Origin of the sequence: uncultured Alsobacter sp. (assembly GCF_945952055.1) — a bacterium.
Lineage (GTDB): Bacteria > Pseudomonadota > Alphaproteobacteria > Rhizobiales > Beijerinckiaceae > Alsobacter.
Genome location: NZ_CAMFHB010000039.1, coordinates 19,275 through 35,046, shown reverse-complemented (window position 1 = coordinate 35,046; position 15,772 = coordinate 19,275). Strand labels below are relative to the sequence as shown.

At 69.9% G+C, this 15,772-nt stretch carries 12 protein-coding genes; 2 read left to right on the top strand and 10 right to left on the bottom strand.

Translation table 11 applies throughout. The annotated features are described in order from the left end of the window. Window positions 1-9: 9 nt before the first annotated feature. From Q0Q47_RS23310 to Q0Q47_RS23290, 5 genes are all read right to left on the bottom strand, one after another. Window positions 10-531: a nuclear transport factor 2 family protein gene (locus Q0Q47_RS23310; RefSeq protein WP_293865565.1), complete on the bottom strand. Its 522-nt coding sequence runs from the start codon at window positions 529-531 to the stop codon at window positions 10-12. 253 nt (window positions 532-784) lie between these two features. After that, window positions 785-2,890 (bottom strand): acetate--CoA ligase family protein, encoded by a 2,106-nt coding sequence (locus Q0Q47_RS23305; protein WP_293865562.1) that lies wholly within the window; start codon window positions 2,888-2,890, stop codon window positions 785-787. Further along, on the bottom strand, window positions 2,887-3,792 hold the full coding sequence (locus Q0Q47_RS23300) for an SMP-30/gluconolactonase/LRE family protein (protein WP_293865559.1): 906 nt from the start codon (window positions 3,790-3,792) through the stop codon (window positions 2,887-2,889). Before Q0Q47_RS23300 ends, Q0Q47_RS23305 begins: the two co-directional genes overlap by 4 nt. 54 nt (window positions 3,793-3,846) lie before the next feature. Next, a complete protein-coding gene (locus tag Q0Q47_RS23295; protein WP_293865556.1) occupies window positions 3,847-5,073 on the bottom strand; it encodes an ABC transporter substrate-binding protein in 1,227 nt (408 codons plus the stop codon). Between the two features lie 84 nt (window positions 5,074-5,157). Then, window positions 5,158-5,916 (bottom strand): SDR family NAD(P)-dependent oxidoreductase, encoded by a 759-nt coding sequence (locus Q0Q47_RS23290; protein WP_293865553.1) that lies wholly within the window; start codon window positions 5,914-5,916, stop codon window positions 5,158-5,160. A gap of 189 nt (window positions 5,917-6,105) precedes the next feature. Here Q0Q47_RS23290 and Q0Q47_RS23285 point away from each other — a divergent pair, with 189 nt between their 5' ends. Next, window positions 6,106-6,885, top strand: a complete 780-nt coding sequence (locus Q0Q47_RS23285; RefSeq protein WP_293865550.1) for a helix-turn-helix domain-containing protein — start codon at window positions 6,106-6,108, stop codon at window positions 6,883-6,885. 25 nt (window positions 6,886-6,910) lie between these two features. Here the strand turns inward: Q0Q47_RS23285 and Q0Q47_RS23280 are convergent, their stop codons facing one another. Then, the gene (locus tag Q0Q47_RS23280) at window positions 6,911-9,028 is read right to left on the bottom strand and encodes a methyl-accepting chemotaxis protein (protein ID WP_293865547.1); all 2,118 of its coding nucleotides are present in this window, start codon (window positions 9,026-9,028) and stop codon (window positions 6,911-6,913) included. A gap of 417 nt (window positions 9,029-9,445) precedes the next feature. Here Q0Q47_RS23280 and Q0Q47_RS23275 point away from each other — a divergent pair, with 417 nt between their 5' ends. Continuing rightward, window positions 9,446-10,609: an MFS transporter gene (locus Q0Q47_RS23275; RefSeq protein WP_293865544.1), complete on the top strand. Its 1,164-nt coding sequence runs from the start codon at window positions 9,446-9,448 to the stop codon at window positions 10,607-10,609. A gap of 27 nt (window positions 10,610-10,636) precedes the next feature. On the opposite strand, the gene Q0Q47_RS23270 is transcribed toward Q0Q47_RS23275, so the two are convergent. The 4 genes from Q0Q47_RS23270 to Q0Q47_RS23255 are packed head-to-tail and all read right to left on the bottom strand — an operon-like array spanning window position 10,637 to window position 15,714. Beyond that, window positions 10,637-12,094 carry an amidohydrolase family protein gene (locus Q0Q47_RS23270; protein WP_293865541.1) on the bottom strand — a complete coding sequence of 486 codons (1,458 nt, stop codon included), beginning with the start codon at window positions 12,092-12,094 and terminating at the stop codon, window positions 10,637-10,639. A 34-nt stretch (window positions 12,095-12,128) separates the two neighbouring features. Then, window positions 12,129-13,862, bottom strand: coding sequence for an ABC transporter ATP-binding protein (locus Q0Q47_RS23265; RefSeq protein ID WP_293865538.1), 1,734 nt, complete (start codon window positions 13,860-13,862; stop codon window positions 12,129-12,131). Beyond that, entirely contained in the window at window positions 13,862-14,746 is an 885-nt protein-coding gene (locus tag Q0Q47_RS23260) for an ABC transporter permease (protein WP_293865535.1), read from the bottom strand. The genes Q0Q47_RS23265 and Q0Q47_RS23260 overlap by 1 nt, the downstream gene beginning before the upstream one ends. After that, the gene (locus tag Q0Q47_RS23255) at window positions 14,743-15,714 is read right to left on the bottom strand and encodes an ABC transporter permease (RefSeq protein ID WP_293865532.1); all 972 of its coding nucleotides are present in this window, start codon (window positions 15,712-15,714) and stop codon (window positions 14,743-14,745) included. Before Q0Q47_RS23255 ends, Q0Q47_RS23260 begins: the two co-directional genes overlap by 4 nt. Window positions 15,715-15,772 lie beyond the last annotated feature (58 nt).

The window sequence follows — 15,772 nt, the reverse complement described above, 5'->3', positions numbered from 1 at the left end:
GTCGCGCCGTCAGTTCTGACCGATCGCGTAGACCGGATCGTCGGGGAAGAAGCCGCCGATGGGCTGGCGCGGGCCGAAGCGATCGGCGTCGCTGCCCTCGTGGGGCGCCTGCGGATCGACCCAATCGTAGACGACCGTCCGCCTGGCCACGCGCCACTCGGCGCCGCGTTTCTCGAAGAGGTCGCAGTAGCGTCCGGACATCACCACCTGCCGCACGACGCCGTCGGCGCCGGCACCACGCTGCATGGCGATGAAGTAGGTCTCGACGGCGGCGGTCGTCGGGCCCTGGAATTCGATCAGGATGTTGGTCGCGTGGTGGACGTTGCGGGGGCCGGTCTTCCAGATGCTCCTGGCCCACTCGATGAAGCCCTCGGCCGTGCCGTTGAACGGCCCGTGCCTGTCCGTCGCGCCCGGCCAGTAGGACGAGCGAAGCGCCGCCTCGTCGCCCCGATCGACGCCGCGGCAATAGCGGTAGATGCAGTCGCGGATCGCCTCGCGATCCATGAGCTCGGTGAGCCGGGATTCAGTCATCTCGAAAGGCCTTTCGAACGTCTCACGCCACCCGTGGTCCGCTTTGTGAAAGCTTGGGTCCTGTTGCCCCAACCGCCCCCACGCCCGTCATCCTGAGCCACGGCCCGAAGGGCCGTGAGTCGAAGGACGCACCATGGCTCCGCTGAACCGTTCTGCGTCCTTCGACTCGGCCGCTGCGCGGCCGGCTCAGGATGAGGGAGATGGGGGAAACCAAGCTCCAAAAGGGGATATCTTGCCGCTGCCGGCGTGCCGCTCATGGCGATGTCTCCGGCTTCAGCACGATCAGCGCATCGAGCGGCGCGATGCCCTGGCCCTGCGGCAGGACGAGCACCGGGTTGAGGTCGATGGACTCGATGCGGTCGCCATGGGTGGCGGCGAAGCGCGAGAGCGCGGAGAGGAGGTCGGCGAGCGCGTCGACGTCGCAGGGCGTGGCGCCGCGCACGCCGTCGAGCAGGGCCCGGCCGCGGATCTCGTCGATCATCCGGCGCGCTTCGCCGGCGTCGAAGGGCGCCACGCGGAAGGTCACGTCCTTCAGCACTTCCACGAAGATGCCGCCGAGGCCGAACATGACCACGGGACCGAAGGTGGGGTCGTCGACGACGCCGACGATGGTCTCCACGCCGCCCTTGACCATGGGCGCGACGAGGATGCCCTCGATGCCGGCGCCCGGCGCCTTCTCGGCGCAGCGCGCGAGGATGGCGGCGGCGGCGCTGCGCGCCTCGGCCTCGTCCTTCACGCCGACCACGACGCCGCCGACCTCGGTCTTGTGGGCGATGTCGGGCGAGGACACCTTGAGGACGACCGGGAAGCCGATCTCGGCCGCGGTCTTGCCGGCATCGCCGCCCGGCGGCACCAGGATCTCGCGTGGGAACGGGATGCCGGCCTGGCGCAGGATGTCCTTGGCGGCGCGTTCGCTGATGGGGCCCGCCGGGAGGGCGAGCCTTTCGCCGGGCGCCGGCTTCGTCCCGGTCCGGGCTCGTTCGAAGCTCCGGCTGAAGCGGACGAGGGCGCCCAGCGCGTTGGCCAGCGCCGAGCCGTCCTCGTAGACGAGGAAGCCGTCCTTCTCGTAGATCTCCGCCGCCTCGCGCGGCACCGACATGGTCGCCGCGCGGATGACGTCGTCGTGCCCGGCCATCGCCTTGGCCAGCGCCTCGCGCAGCGGTAGCGCGAAGGTCTTGGTCGCGGGCCCGGTGCCCAGGATAATCGAGAACAGGTCGTAGCCGCCGAGGCGCAGCATGCTGTCGACCGACTTCGACAGGATCGAGAGTTCGGTCACCGCCTGCGCGGTGGCGTCGACGGGATTGCGCGGCGAGCAATAGGGCAGCAGCGCCTTCAGTTCCGCCTGGGCGTTCTCGGGCATCGGGGCCACGTCGAGGCCCGCCTCGCCGGCATCGTCGGCGAGCTGGATGCCGAAGCCGCCCGACATGGTGAAGATGCCGATGCGGTCACCGGCCGGGTAGCGGCCGGAGGCACAGGCATAGGCGACGTCGATCTGCTCGGCCGTGGTGCGGGCGCGGTGGACGCCGAACTGGCGCAGCACCGCGTCGAACACGGCGTCGGAGCCGGCGAGCGCGGCCGTGTGCGACGCGGCGGCCTCGGCGCCCACGGCTGAGCGGCCCGTCTTCATGAAGACGATCGCCTTGCCGAGCGCGCGCGCACGTTCCAGCGCGGCGATGAAGGCGTCGCGGTTCCGCACGCCCTCCGCATAGGCCATGACGACGCGGGTGTCGTCCTGCTCGACGACGTGGGCCAGCGCCTCGGCGAGGTCGATGTCGCACTCGTTGCCGGTGGTGATCCACTGGCTGACGCCCAGCCCGCGGTTGCGGGCGAGATGCGCCACGTGGGCGCCGTAGGCCCCGCTCTGCGACACGATGCCGACGGGGCCCGGCGCGATGAACGCGTTGTCCAGGACCACCGAGAATGTGCCGTAGAAGCGCTGCGACGGGTTGAACACGCCGAGGCAGTTGGGCCCGAGCAGGCGCAGGCCCGCCGCGCGGGCCGTCGCGGTCATGCGGTTCTGCAGCGCAGCCCCGTCGTCGCCGGCCTCGGCGAACCCCGCCGAGAAGACGATGGCCGACTTGACGCCCCGGGCGGCGCATTCGGCGACGGCCTTCTCGGTCGCATCGGCCGGCACGGCCAGGATGGCGACGTCGGGGGCTTCGGGGAGGGCGGCGAGCGAGGGCCAGGCCTTCACCCCCTGCACGGTCTCGCGGCTCGGATTGACGGGATAGATCGTGCCGCCGAAGCCGGCTTCGAGCATGTAGCGCAGAGGCCGGCCGCCGATGCGGGCGGGGCTGTCCGAGGCACCGACGATGGCGATCGCGCGCGGCGACAGCAGGGACGCGAGCGCGCTGCTCACGGCGCGGCCTGCCGCACGCCGAAGCGCGGTTCGGGCAGTCCCTTCACGCCCAGGCCGTCGATGGCGAAGAGATGGCCGCCGGCGGGGTGGCGCGAGATGGCGCGGCCGGAGCCCGAATCCTTGATGGAGGTGACGAAGAGGGTGGTCAGGTCCGGGCCGCCGAAGGTGACGCAGGAGGGCATGTCGGTCGGCGCCTCGATGAGCCGGTCGAGCTGTCCCGTCGGCGTGAAGCGCGCGATCTTGCCGACCGTGACGAGCGAGGCCCAGACATAGCCTTCCGCATCCACCGTGGCCCCGTCGGGGCCCGAGTTGAAGGCGGAGGTGTCGACGAAGATGCGCGGGTGCTCCAGCGGTTCGTCGCCGGGGCTGTAGCGGTAGGCGCGGATCGCCCGGTCCAGGCTGTCGGCGAAATACATGGTGCCGCCGTCGGGGCTGAAGCACAGCGAGTTCGCGATCCGGATGCCGTTGGCGAGCACGTCGTGCCGGCCCTGGCTGTCGACGCGGTAGAGCTCCCCGCGCGGCTCGGCGTAGATGCCCATGGTGCCGCAGACATAGCGGCCCTGGCGGTCGACCTTGCCGTCGTTGAAGCGGGCGCGGGCATCGGGCGTCGCCGGCTTGAACACCGGGTCGCACTGGCCGGTCTCGAGGTCGACGAGGTAGATCCCGTCGACGAGGCCCGCGACCAGCTTGCCGCCGGTGGCCAGGCCGATCGATCCGATCATGGAGGGCACCGGGATCGAGCGGCAGATGCCCGTCGACGGGTCGTGGCTGCGGATCAGGCGGGACACCCCGTCGACCCAGAAGAGACACTGGCTGTCCGGGTCCCAGATCGGGCTCTCGCCCAGCATGTCCTGCGAGGGCGAGATCCTGGTGGCGGTGGTGAGGCGGGAGGACTGTGCCATCGGCGGGACCCATGTGGGCGCGGCGGAGGCGAGCCTCCGCCGCGGGACTGCGGCTTACTTCTTGACGAGCGGGCAGGCGCTCTCGGAGAGCGGACGCCAGGCGTCGTCGGCCGAGATCGAACCGATCACCTCGTAGTAGTCCCAGGTGGCCTTGGGCTCGCCGGGCTTCTTGATGCGGGCGGCGATCATCGGGCGGGCGACCACGCCGTCCTCGCGGATCTTGGCGCCCTTCACGGTCATGTCGTCGACCGGCAGTTCGCGCATCTTGCCCATCACCGCCTGGCCGTCGAGCGAGTTCGCGGCCTTCACGGCCTTGAGGTAGTGGTTCACGGCCGAGTAGGTGACGAGCTGGGACTCGTTGGGCATCCGGTTGCCGAAGGCGGCGTTGTAGCGCTTGGTGAAGGCGCGCGACTCGTCGTTGGCGTTCCAGTAGGCGGCGGCCGAGATGACGAGGCCCTGCGTGGCGTCGAGGCCGATGCCGTGCACGGCATTGATCAGGATGCCCAGCGGCGCGATGCGCTGCTTGCTGCCGAGGATGCCGAATTCCTTGGCCTGCTTGAGGGCGTTGGCGAGGTCGGAGCCGGAGTTGGCGAGCACGATCACCTTGGCGCCGCTGGCCTGCGCCTGAAGCAGCTGCGAGGAGAAGTCGTTCGAGTTCAGCGGGTGCAGCGACGTGCCGAGGACCTTGCCGCCGGCGGCGGTGATGAACTTGGTCGCGTCTTCCTGCCACTGCTTGCCGAAGGCGTAGTCGACGGTGATGAAGTACCAGCTGTCCATGCCCTGGTCGATCTGCGCCTTCACCGCGCCCTTCGAGAGCGTGTAGGTGTCGTAGGCCCAGTTGGTGGTCATGGGCGAGCACTTGGAGTTCGTCGTGTCGGACGAGGCCGTGCCGGCCAGCATGTAGGGCTTGTTGAACTCGCGCATGATGTCGGAGACCGCGAGCGCGATCGGCGAGATCGAGCAGCCGACGATGGCGTCGACGCCGTCCTTCTCGACCCAGCGGCGGGCCGTGGCGAGCCCGATGTCGGGCTTGTTCTGGTCGTCGGCGGTGACGATCTCGATCTTCTTGCCGTTGATGGCGCCGCCGAAGTCCTCGACGGCCAGCTTGGCCGCGGTCACGGAGCCCTGGCCGCAGTTGTCGGCATAGGGGCCGGACATGTCGTTCATCACGCCGATGCGGATCGTGTCGCCGGCGGCCCGGGCGGCCAGCGGGGTCGCCGCGATCGCGGTGGCGGCCATCAGGGCGGCGATCCGGCCGGCGGTCTTCCTCGTCGAAGTCATGGGTGTCCCTCCTGGTGTTGAGGCCCCGGCTTCTGTCGGCCGGTGCCAGATCTTGGTCGGTGTCGCGTGTCGGTCGACGTCAGGTCATGAGAAGGCGTAGGTGATGCCACCATCGACGAACAGCATGTCGCCGGTGATGAAGGAGGCCTCGTCGGAGGCCAGGAACACGGCCGCGTGGGCCATGTCGACCGGCTGGCCGAGGCGGCCGATCGGCACCCGCTGGCGGCGGCGTTCCCAGGCTTCCTCGGTGAGGACCAGATTGGCTCCGTCGGTCTGCGTCGGGCCCGGTGCGATGGCCACGACGCGGACGTTGTCGGGGCCGAACTCGGCGGCGCCCGAGCGCGTCGCGGCGGCCACGGCGGCCTTGATGGCGCTGTACATGATGCCGTGCTTCATCGCGATCACGGCCGACGGGGAGGCGATGTTGACGATGACGCCGCCGCCCGCGTCGCGCATCTGCGGCAGGACCGCCTGGTATCCCCAGATGACCCCCTTGAAGCCGACGTCGATCATGCGGCCGATCATCACCTCGGTCTGCTCCTCGAGCGGCCCGTAGCGGTTCCACATGGCGTTGTTGACAAGGATCGTCACCGGCCCGAAGGCCTGGCGCACTGCCTCGGCGGCGGCGAAGACGTCGGCGCGGTTGGCGACGTTGCCGGTGAGGGGCAGCGCCTCGCCCCCGGCCGCGCGGATCGCGTCGGCGGCCTCGGCCGCGACTTCCGCCTTCAGATCGAGAACGCCGACCCTGGCGCCTTCACGCGCATAGGCCTCGCTGATCGCCCGTCCGATCCCGCGTCCGCCACCCGTGACAAGCGCTACGCGCCCGGCAAGCCTCCCGGTCATCGCGTCTCCTACCCGTTGCGGCGAGGCCGATTTACGTCTCCGGACCGTCGTTTTGGCCCGCTCGGTGGTCGTCACCATCGCCTTGACATTGAAAAGCATGTCATGCGGTCTCTTGGACAACCACCCCCCAGCGGGGTGGCCGGACGAGTTTCACGGATGTGAACCTCGCCGCGCTGACGGGGGAACGACATGGGCTCATTGCTGGTCAAATCGGCGACCCGGGCCATCGAGGTGCTCGAATCCTTCAAGCTCGGGCAGCAGCCGCGCTCCATGAGCGAACTGGCGAGCGCGCTCGGCTATCCGCACTCCAGCATGACCGTCCTTCTCAAGACGCTCGTGAAGCTCGGCTATCTCAATTTCGACCGCCGCAGCCGGGTCTACTTCCCGACCCCCAAGGTGACCGCGCTGGGCGACTGGATCCCGCGGGTCCTGTTCGGGTCCGGCAAGATCCTGGAGGCCATGAAGGACCTGCATGCCGCGACCGGGGAGGGCGTCTTCCTGGGGACGCGCAACGACGTCTACCTGCAATACGTGACGACGATCCCGTCCATCCACGCGTTGCGGTTCCACATCGACGAAGGCACGATCCGGCCGATCACCCGCTCCGCCGCCGGCTGGATGCTGCTCACCGACATGTCGGACGAACAGGTCGACAACATCGTGCGCCGCGCCAACATCGCGACCCCGGATGCGGCCGAGCGCGTCCCCGTCCGTGAGATCATGGATCGCCTGCGCGAGATCCGCGCCAGGGGATATGCCCACGCGGAGAACGTCCCCTTCCTCGGGGGCGGGACGCTGGCGGTGTTGCTGCCGGTGAAAATCCAGGGGCAGCCGGCCGTGCTGGCGGTGGGCGGGGTGGCCCAGCGCATCCGCTCCAACTTCGACCAGTATCTCACCGCCCTGCAGGCGGCTGCGTCGGCGCTTGCGCCGACGCAGGAGTTCGACGAACCGGTGAGGATCGACCTCTAGGGCATGCTGCCCCGGATGGCGCGGATCAGAAGCGTTTGAACTCCGCGTCCTCGGCGTCCTGGGCGGCGCCGAGGTCATAGGCGAAGCCGCCATTGGCCACGGCGCGCACCTGGGCGGCGTCCCGCTGGGGGGCGGGCGCGGCCTGGCGCGACGTCTTCGGCTTGCGGTCGGCCTTGGCGGCCGGTGCCTGCAGACCCGAGGACTGGATGCGCTGGCGCATCGCGTGGACCGGGGTGGCGGCCTTGGCCTGGCCGGGCGCGTCCTGCTCCGTCTCGTCCATCCGGAAGAAGGCGATCGCGTCGCGCAGCTGCTCGGCCTGCGCCGACAGCTCCTCCGACGTCGCGGACACTTCCTCGGAGGCGGCGGCGTTCTGCTGGGTCACCTTGTCGAGCTGCTGCAGGGCCGTGTTGATCTGCGCCGCGCCGATGTCCTGCTCGCGGCAGGCCGCGGTGATCTCGCCGACGAGGTCGGCCGTGCGGCGGATGTCGGGCACCAGCTTGGTCAGCATGCTGCCGGCGTCGCGGGCCGCCTTGACGGTGTTCGACGACAGCGTGCCGATCTCGGCGGCGGCCGCCTGGCTGCGCTCGGCGAGCTTGCGGACCTCGGAGGCCACGACGGCGAAGCCCTTGCCATGCTCGCCGGCACGGGCGGCCTCGACCGCGGCGTTCAGGGCGAGGAGATCCGTCTGCCGGGCGATCTCCTGCACGATCATGATCTTCTCGGCGATCGTCTGGATCGCGTCGACGGCCGAGGACACCGCGACGCCGCTCGCTTCCGCGTCCTTGGCGGACTGGTGGGCGATCTTCTCGGTCTGGCTGGCATTGTCGGCGTTCTGCTTCACGTTGGCGGCCATCTCCTCCATCGAGGCGGAGGCTTCCTCGGTGGACGAGGCCTGCTCCGTGGCGCCCTGCGACAGCTGCTCGGCGCTGGAGGCCAGTTCCTGGCTGCCCGCGGAGACGTTGCGAACGGCGGTCGCCACGTCCCCCACCACGGAGCGCAGCCGCTCCGCCATGGTGTCCAGCGCGCCCGCGAGATCCCCGAACTCGTCGTTGGCCCGGGCCTTTGCGCGCGCGGTGAGGTCGCCGTCGGCGATCGCCTGCGCCAGCGTCATGGACTGGGAAATTCCCTTGTTGACCGTCATCGCCAGCCAGATCGCCATGCCGATGCTGACGAGGAGGATGATGCCTAGCGCCGAGGCCAGCACGATCTGCGCGAAGCGGAACTGCGCGGCCGCTTCCTCGCCCGTCTGGTTCATCACCCCGTCGAGCAGGGCCATGTAGCGCTCCATGCGCGCCGAGAGTTCGTTCACGAGGGTCCGCCCCTCGCCGTTGGAGAGCTCGGTCGCCTTCACGGTGCCGCCCTCGCCGGCGATGGCCAGCGCGCGCTCCGCGATCGCCGTCCAGGCGTCCACGGTCTTCAGCGTGGGGGCCACGTCGGCGGTGGCGTCGTTGCGCTGCGCGGTCGCGACGAGGGCCTCGCGGGCCTGCCTGAGCCGTCCGACCTCCTCGGTCGCGAGCTTGAGCCGCTCTTCGAGCTGGGCGCTGGTGGCGGCACCGGAAATGCTCTGCAGGTCGATCATGGCCTCCTGGGCGCCGTCGACCAGCGCGGTGACCGCTTCGGCCACCGGGGCCTTGGGCCCGGTCAGGGCGCCCGCGGCCGTGGCGCTGGCATGGCTCACGGCCTCCAGGGCCACCTTGCCGTCACCCGTCACGAGGGCTTCGGTCCGCCGGCCCGAGTTCAAGCGCGCCAGCTGGTAGATCCTGTCCTGGATCTCGCCGTGGCGCTGGTACAGCGTCTTGATGTCGGCGATCACGGCCTTGCCGTCCTCGCCCGTCGTCAGGCCGGCGAGGGATTCACGCGCCTTGAGGAAGAGTTCGCGCTTCTGCTTGAGGCTCGCATAGTAATTCTGCATGTCGCTCTCGGTGGGAGCGATGAGCAGGTTCTTCTCGGCCCTGAGATCCTCGAGCAGTTCCGTGCGCAGCTCGCCGGCATGTTCCATGCGCTTGGCGACGCTGTGGACGGCGAAATCCAGGCTGTCGTTCAGGCCCGACATCTTGACGTATCCGACGCCGAGGCCGGCCGCGGAGAGGCCGATGATCGCCGCGAAGGCGACGCCCATCTTGGCACGAACGGTGAAACGCATGGTCAACTCCGGATTTCGGCTCAGGTCAGCGAGGGGCAGCGGACGAGGGCCAAGCGCGGCGCCACCTGCACGGCACACCGTGCAGTTCGCCAGGACACCGGCCCTTTGTTTTCGAATGCGACACGATTGTAAGTCGAATGATTACTGCGTTTTTGACGAATTTCAATTTCGCCACAACGCTGGGGTCTCTGTATTCGAGAGACGATTTCTGAGAGCATCTTCTTAAAAGTGCGTTCCAGCTTATTCTTTAAATCCTCTGTATTCGGCGATTTGCGGCCTGGCGGCCGCATCGCGCGGCCCGACAGGTCCGGTGCGCGTCACGGGCACTGGTGCATCCCGCCCGAGACTGTCTAGATCGCAGGAGATCGAAACGGACCGGCGCCCCATGAGGGGATGCCTGTCGGCTGGCGGGGTGCGATGGACGGGGATCGGATCGACGGGCGGCGTCTCGCGACGACGATCTTCGTCGCGGTCACGTCCAACAGCGTCCTCTCCGCGAGCCGCTTCGCCGTGCCCGTGGTCGCGCTGGGGTTCGGGGCCAGCGACTTCACGGTCGGGGTCCTCTCGGCGCTGCTGATGATCGTTCCGCTGGTGACCACCGTGCCCTACGGGCGCTGGATGGACCGGGTCGGCGCGCTGAAGCCGATGAAGATCGCGACGGCACTCGCGATCCTGGCGGGCCTCGTCAGCGTGGTGCAGCCCGGCCTGGTGTCTCTGGCGTTGACGTCGGCGCTCGCCGGGGCAGGGGCCATGCTCTGCCACGTGGCCTCGATCAAGGCGGTCGGCGGGGCGGGGGACCGCAACACCCGCGTGCGGACCCTCGGGCTCCTGGCCATGGCCTATTCCGTGATGCAGTTCGTCTCGCCGCTGGTGATCGGCTACGCCTATGATCACTCGGGCCCGCGGGCGGCGTTCCTGGCCTTGAGCACGACGCCGCTGCTGGGCATGGTCGTCCTGCTCGTCGGCCGGCATTTCTACGTGCCGACCGTTTCGCACGCCTCGGAACCGGTGGCTCCGGGAGGCCGCCTGGGCCTCCTCGCCGACGCCCGGTTGCGGGGCTGGGCGCTCATCTACGCGGTGTTCCAGGCCGGTCTGGGCCTCTATCCCATCGTCCTGGCCATGCATGGATCCAAGCTGGGGATGAGCGGGGCCGTGATCAGCGGACTGTTCGCCGCCCAGGCCGTCGGCCAGATCGCCTCCCGCGGGACCATCTCGCTCATCCAGTCCGCCGTCAGCCGGCGCCTTCTGGTCAGCACAGCCCTCGTCGTGTCCGCCGCCGCCTACGCCATCACGCCGCTGCTCCAAGACTGGTCGCTGCTGGCGGCCGTCTCGGTGTGCGTCGGTGCGGCGACGGGGCTCGGCCAGCCCGTGTCGATGGCGATGGTCTACGAGACGGCGCCGCCCCGCAGGGTCAACGAGGCCATTTCAATGGCCTCGATCTCGGCCAATGCCCTGCAGCTCGTGGCTCCGTTCGTGTCCGGCGCCCTCGCGTCGCTCTACGGCATCGCGACCATGACCTCGATCCTGGCCCTGAGCCTGATCGCCGCGGCCTTCGTCGGAGCGCGCCACGCCGGCCGGTGAAACGCCGGCCGGCAGGGCGCTGCGGCCTCAGTGGCCCTCGATCTGGTCGGTCGCGCGCACGTGCCGCCAGAAGGTGTCCGGCGTCTCCAGCGCGCTGCGCATGCCCACGCGATCGAGGAACGCCTCGGTCTCGCGCTGGGCGTCGTCGAGCACCTCGTCCTCGTCCACGAACATCGCCTTGCGCCCCTGGAGCGCGATGCGGCCGTCGACGATCACGATGTCCACGTCGTTGCCGTTGGCGAAGTAGACGAGGCGGAAGACGGGCATGTTCAGCGGGTAGATGTGCGGCCGGCGCATGTCGAGCAGCACCACGTCGGCCTTCTTGCCGACCTCCAGCGAACCGATGTCCTTCTCCATGCCGAGCGCGCGGGCCCCGTCGATGGTGCACATCTCGAGCACGCGGCCGGGCGGCAGCCACGACGGATCGTGGTGGAAGGTCCGGTGGTAGTGCATGCACTGCTGCATGTGCCGGAACATGTCGCCGGAGCGGTCCGGCGCGGTCGCGTCGGAGCCCAGGCACACGTTGGCGCCGGCCTCGAGCAGTTCGGTCACGGGGCAGCGCGCCAGGATGGACGCGACGGCGCTGGGATTGTGGGCGATGTGGGTGCCGGTGTCGGCGACGATCCGGATCTCCTCGTCGGTCAGCGCCGTGGAGTGGGACAGCAGCGCATTGGGGCCGAGGATGCCGAGCGCGTTCGCATAGGCGACGCTGCCGCGGGTGTGGCCGTCCTGGGTGAACACCAGGCCCGCCTCGCGGGCGAAGGCCGCGACCTTCTGGGCCTGGGCGCGGGCGTCGGCCATGTCGGAGGCCGAGAGCCCCTTGGTGTGCTCGTCGCGGAGCGTGGGTGTGATCATGGCGATGTTGAGCCGGCCGCTATGGCTGCCGTGCCAGCGCTTCACCAGCGTCCGGCAGGTCTCGAACTGCTCGTCGAAGCTCACCGGCCGCTCGTTCGCCTCGCCGTTCTCGATGCGGGCATAGGTGCGGGGGAAGGGTGGGCGCGTCGTGCCGACGGCGACCACCGAGCGCGTGCCCACCTCGCGCACGCCCTCCGCGTGGGCATCGCCGTAGATCGGCTCGTCGGTGCGCAGGATCGTGTCGCCGCCGCCCAGCAGCGAGACACCGGTGGTGACGCCGAAGCGCAGGCGTTCCAGCGCGGCCAGCCGCGCCTCGGCGCGCCAGAATGCGGGCGTGGATGCGACCGTGTAGGCGATCTCGCAGGCCTTGTACCAGATGTCGCTTCGCCCGCCGCCGAGCGTCTTGATGAGGCCGTGCCCGGCATGGGCATGGCCGTCGATGAGGCCCGGCATGGCCAGCTTGCCCTTGGCGTCGATCACGGTCGGCGCCTTGTGGGCGGCCGTGACCTCCGCGGTGGTGCCGATGGCGGTGATCCGGTCCGCGCTGATGGCGATGGCGCCGTCCTCGATCACGCGACGCTCTTCGTCGAGCGTCACGACGATGGCGTTGACGATGAGGATGTCGGCCATGGGGCGTCTCCTGTCGATGGTCATTGCAAAGGGGTCAGCGCGGCTCGCCGCGGACGTGGTCGAGCGTGGGCACCAGCGCGAGCAGGTCGCGCGTGTAGGGATGCTCCGGCGCGGTGAAGAGCGTCTCGGCAGCCGCGGTCTCCACGAGCTTGCCGCTCTTCATCACGGCCACGCGGTCGCACATCTGGCGCACGACCGCGAGGTCGTGGCTGATCAGGAGCAGGGTGAGGCCGGTCGCGTCCCGCAGGTCCTTCAGCAGGTTCAGGATCTGGGCCTGGATCGACACGTCGAGCGAGGAGGTCGGCTCGTCGCAGACGATCAGGGTGGGACGGGCACCGAGCGCCCGGGCGATCGACAGGCGCTGCCGCTGGCCTCCCGAGAAGGCGTGGGGGAAGCGCCCGGCCGCATCGGCATCCATGCCCACGGCCTCGATCAGCGTCTCCACGTCACGCCGGGCCTCGTCGCGCGTGGCGGCGAGCCGGTAGAAGAGGATCGGCTCCGACAGGATCGAGCCCACGCGCATGCGCGCGTTGAGCGACGAGTAGGGATCCTGGAAGATCATCTGGATCGCCCGGCGCGACCGCACGGTCCAGCCGGCCGAGCCCTCGCCAGCGATGGCCGCGCCCCGGAACCGCACCGTTCCGCCGGTGGGGCGGCGCAGGCCCGCCACCACGTTGGCGATCGTCGTCTTGCCGCAACCCGACTCGCCCACCAGCCCGAAGACCTCGCCGGGCATGATCGAGAAGCTCACGTCGTCCACGGCCCGGAAGCCCTTGCGCGCGACCCCCGGCAGCCAGCCCGCCGCCTGGTAGTCGACGGTCAGGTTGCGGACCTCCAGCAACGGCGCGCCGGGCTCTCCCGCCGGTGCGCTCTCCCCGACGGTGCCCGGGAGCTTGCCGCGGAATGCCCCGCGGGCCCGTGCCGCCTTCTGGTGGTTCACGCCGTCCAGCATCGGAAAGCGGTCCAGGCGCACGTCGATGCGCGGCACGGCCGCGATGAGCGCCCGGGCATAGTCGGCCTGGGGCTGGCGCAGGACCTGCGCGGTGGGCCCGCTCTCCACGATGGCGCCGCGGTGCATGATCGTGACGCGGTCGGCGATCTGCGCCACGACGCCCATGTTGTGGGTGACCAGCAGGATGCCGATGCCCTGCGTGTCGGCGAGGTCTCGCAGCAGATCGAGGATCTGGGCCTGGATGGAGACGTCGAGCGCCGTCGTCGGCTCGTCGGCGACCAGCAGGCGCGGCTGGCAGGCGAGCGCCGCGGCGATGACGACGCGCTGGCGCTGGCCGCCCGAGAGCTGGTGCGGGTAGGCGCCGAGGCGGCGCTCCGGCTCGGGGATGCCGACCGACCGCAGCAGCTCCAGCGCCCTGTCGCGCGCCGCGCGGCGGCCCATGGGCCTGTGGGCCAGGATGGTCTCGACGAGCTGGCTTTCCACCGTGAACAGCGGGTTGAGGCTCGTCATCGGATCCTGGAACACCGCCCCGATGTCCCTGCCGAGCCGGACCTCGCCATTCGGATCGCCCGACACGAAGGGCTTGCCGTCGATGAGGATCGATCCGGCCGCGATCCGGCCCGGCTTCTCGATGAGGCCCAGCACCGCGTTGCCGATGGTGGTCTTTCCCGCGCCGGACTCGCCCACCAGCGCGTGGATCTCGCCTGGCTGGATGGCCAGCGAGGCGCCCTCGACCGCGACGAAGGCGCCGCCGTCGGCGAGCGGGTACTCGATGCGCAGGTCGCGGATGGCGAGAACGGGAGCGGCGTCGCCCATCACCGGCCCCGCAGCTTCGGATTGAAGCGGTCGCGCAGCCAATCGCCCACCACGTTTACGGCGAGCACCAGCACCACGAGCAGCAGGGCCGGGAACAGCGCGATCCACCAGATGCCGGAGAACACGAACTCGTTGCCGATCCGGATCAGCGTGCCCAGCGAGGGGTAGGTGGGCGGCATCCCCACGCCGAGGAAGGACAGCGTCGCCTCGGTGAGCACGGCGGCCGCCAGGTTGATGGTGGCGATGACGAGCACCGGCCCCATCACGTTCGGCAGGATGTGGCGCAGCATGATGCGGTGGGCCGGCAGGCCGATCACCTTGACGGCGCGGACATAGTCGCGCTCGCTCTCCACCATCGTCGCGGCTCGCACGGTGCGGGCATACTGCACCCACTCGTGAATGGCGATCGCCGCGATGAGGATGACGGGCGCCCACTCCGCGCCGCTTGCCGCGGGGAAGAGCACCCGCGCGATGCCCGCGACGAGCAGGGCGAGCAGGATCGTCGGCAGGCTCAGGATCACGTCACCGACGCGCATGATGAGGGCGTCGACCCAGCCGCCGAGATAGCCGGCGAGCAGGCCCAGCAGGACGCCGATGGTCGAGGCCACCAGCACGGCGCCGCCCCCGATGGCGATGGAGACCCGCGCGCCGTAGAGCATGGTCGAGAACAGGTCGCGGCCCTGGTTGTCCGTGCCGAGGATGAACCGTGGGTCGCCGTCTGCTGAAAACCGCGGCGGCAGCTCGGCGTCGATCAGGTTGAAGCTCTTGAGGTTGGTCGGGTCGTAGGGCGCCAGCAGCGGCGCGAAGGCCGCGACGCCGATGATGACCAGTGCCGCGAGGCAGGCCAGGGCGACGGAGACGGGCATGCGTCCGGGGCGCTTCATCCCGCCCTCACGCGCAGGCGCGGGTCGACCACGGCATAGAGCAGGTCGACGACGCTGTTGATGATGACGAAGATCAGCCCCACGAACAGCAGGTAGGCGGCCATCACGGGCACGTCCGCGAAGCTGACTGCCTGGATGAAGAGCAGGCCCATCCCCGGCCACTGGAACACCGTCTCCGTCACGATCGCGAAGGCGATGAGCGACCCGACCTGCAGGCCCGTGACGGTGATGACCGGCATCAGCGCGTTGCGCAGGGCCAGGCGGTAGTGGATGTAGCGCGACGGCAGCCCGCGCGCCTTGGCGAAGCGGATGTAGTCGGTCGACAGCACGTCGATCAGTTCGGAGCGGACCAGCCGCATGATCAGGGTGAGCTGGTAGAGCGCGAGCGTGATGGCCGGCAGCACCAGCGCCTTCAGCCCGCCGAGCGTCAGCAGGCCCGTCGTCCACCAGCCGAGGTCGACGGTGGGACCACGGCCGAAGGAGGGCAGCCAGCCGAGCGTCACGGCGAAGACCAGGATGAGCACGATCCCGGTGACGAAGGTGGGCGTCGAGATCCCGATCAGCGACACGGCCTGGATCAGCCGCGCGACGATCCCGTCGGGCCGCAGGGCGCAGACGACGCCGAGCGGGATTCCGAGCGAGAGTGACAGCAGCGTCGCCATGAGGACGAGTTCGAGCGTCGCCGGAAGGCGGTCGGCCAGAAGCTTCGTCACGGGCTGCTGGTTGCGGTAGCTGATGCCCCAGTCGCCCTTGAGGGTGCGCTGCAGGAACGCGCCATACTGCACGAGCACGGGGCGGTCGAGGCCGAGCGATTGGCGCAGCTCGGCCTTCTCCTGCAGGGAGGCGCCCTCGCGCGACATGGCGGCGACCGGATCGCCGACGTAGCGGAACATGGCGAAGGAGACGGCCGAGACGGCGAGCAGGACGAGCACGGCCTGCGCCAGCCGTTCGAGAACGACGCGGATCATGGGACGATGGCCGCTGCCCCCGGGCCGAGCGATCCGGCGCGGGGGCAGGCGTCTTTCA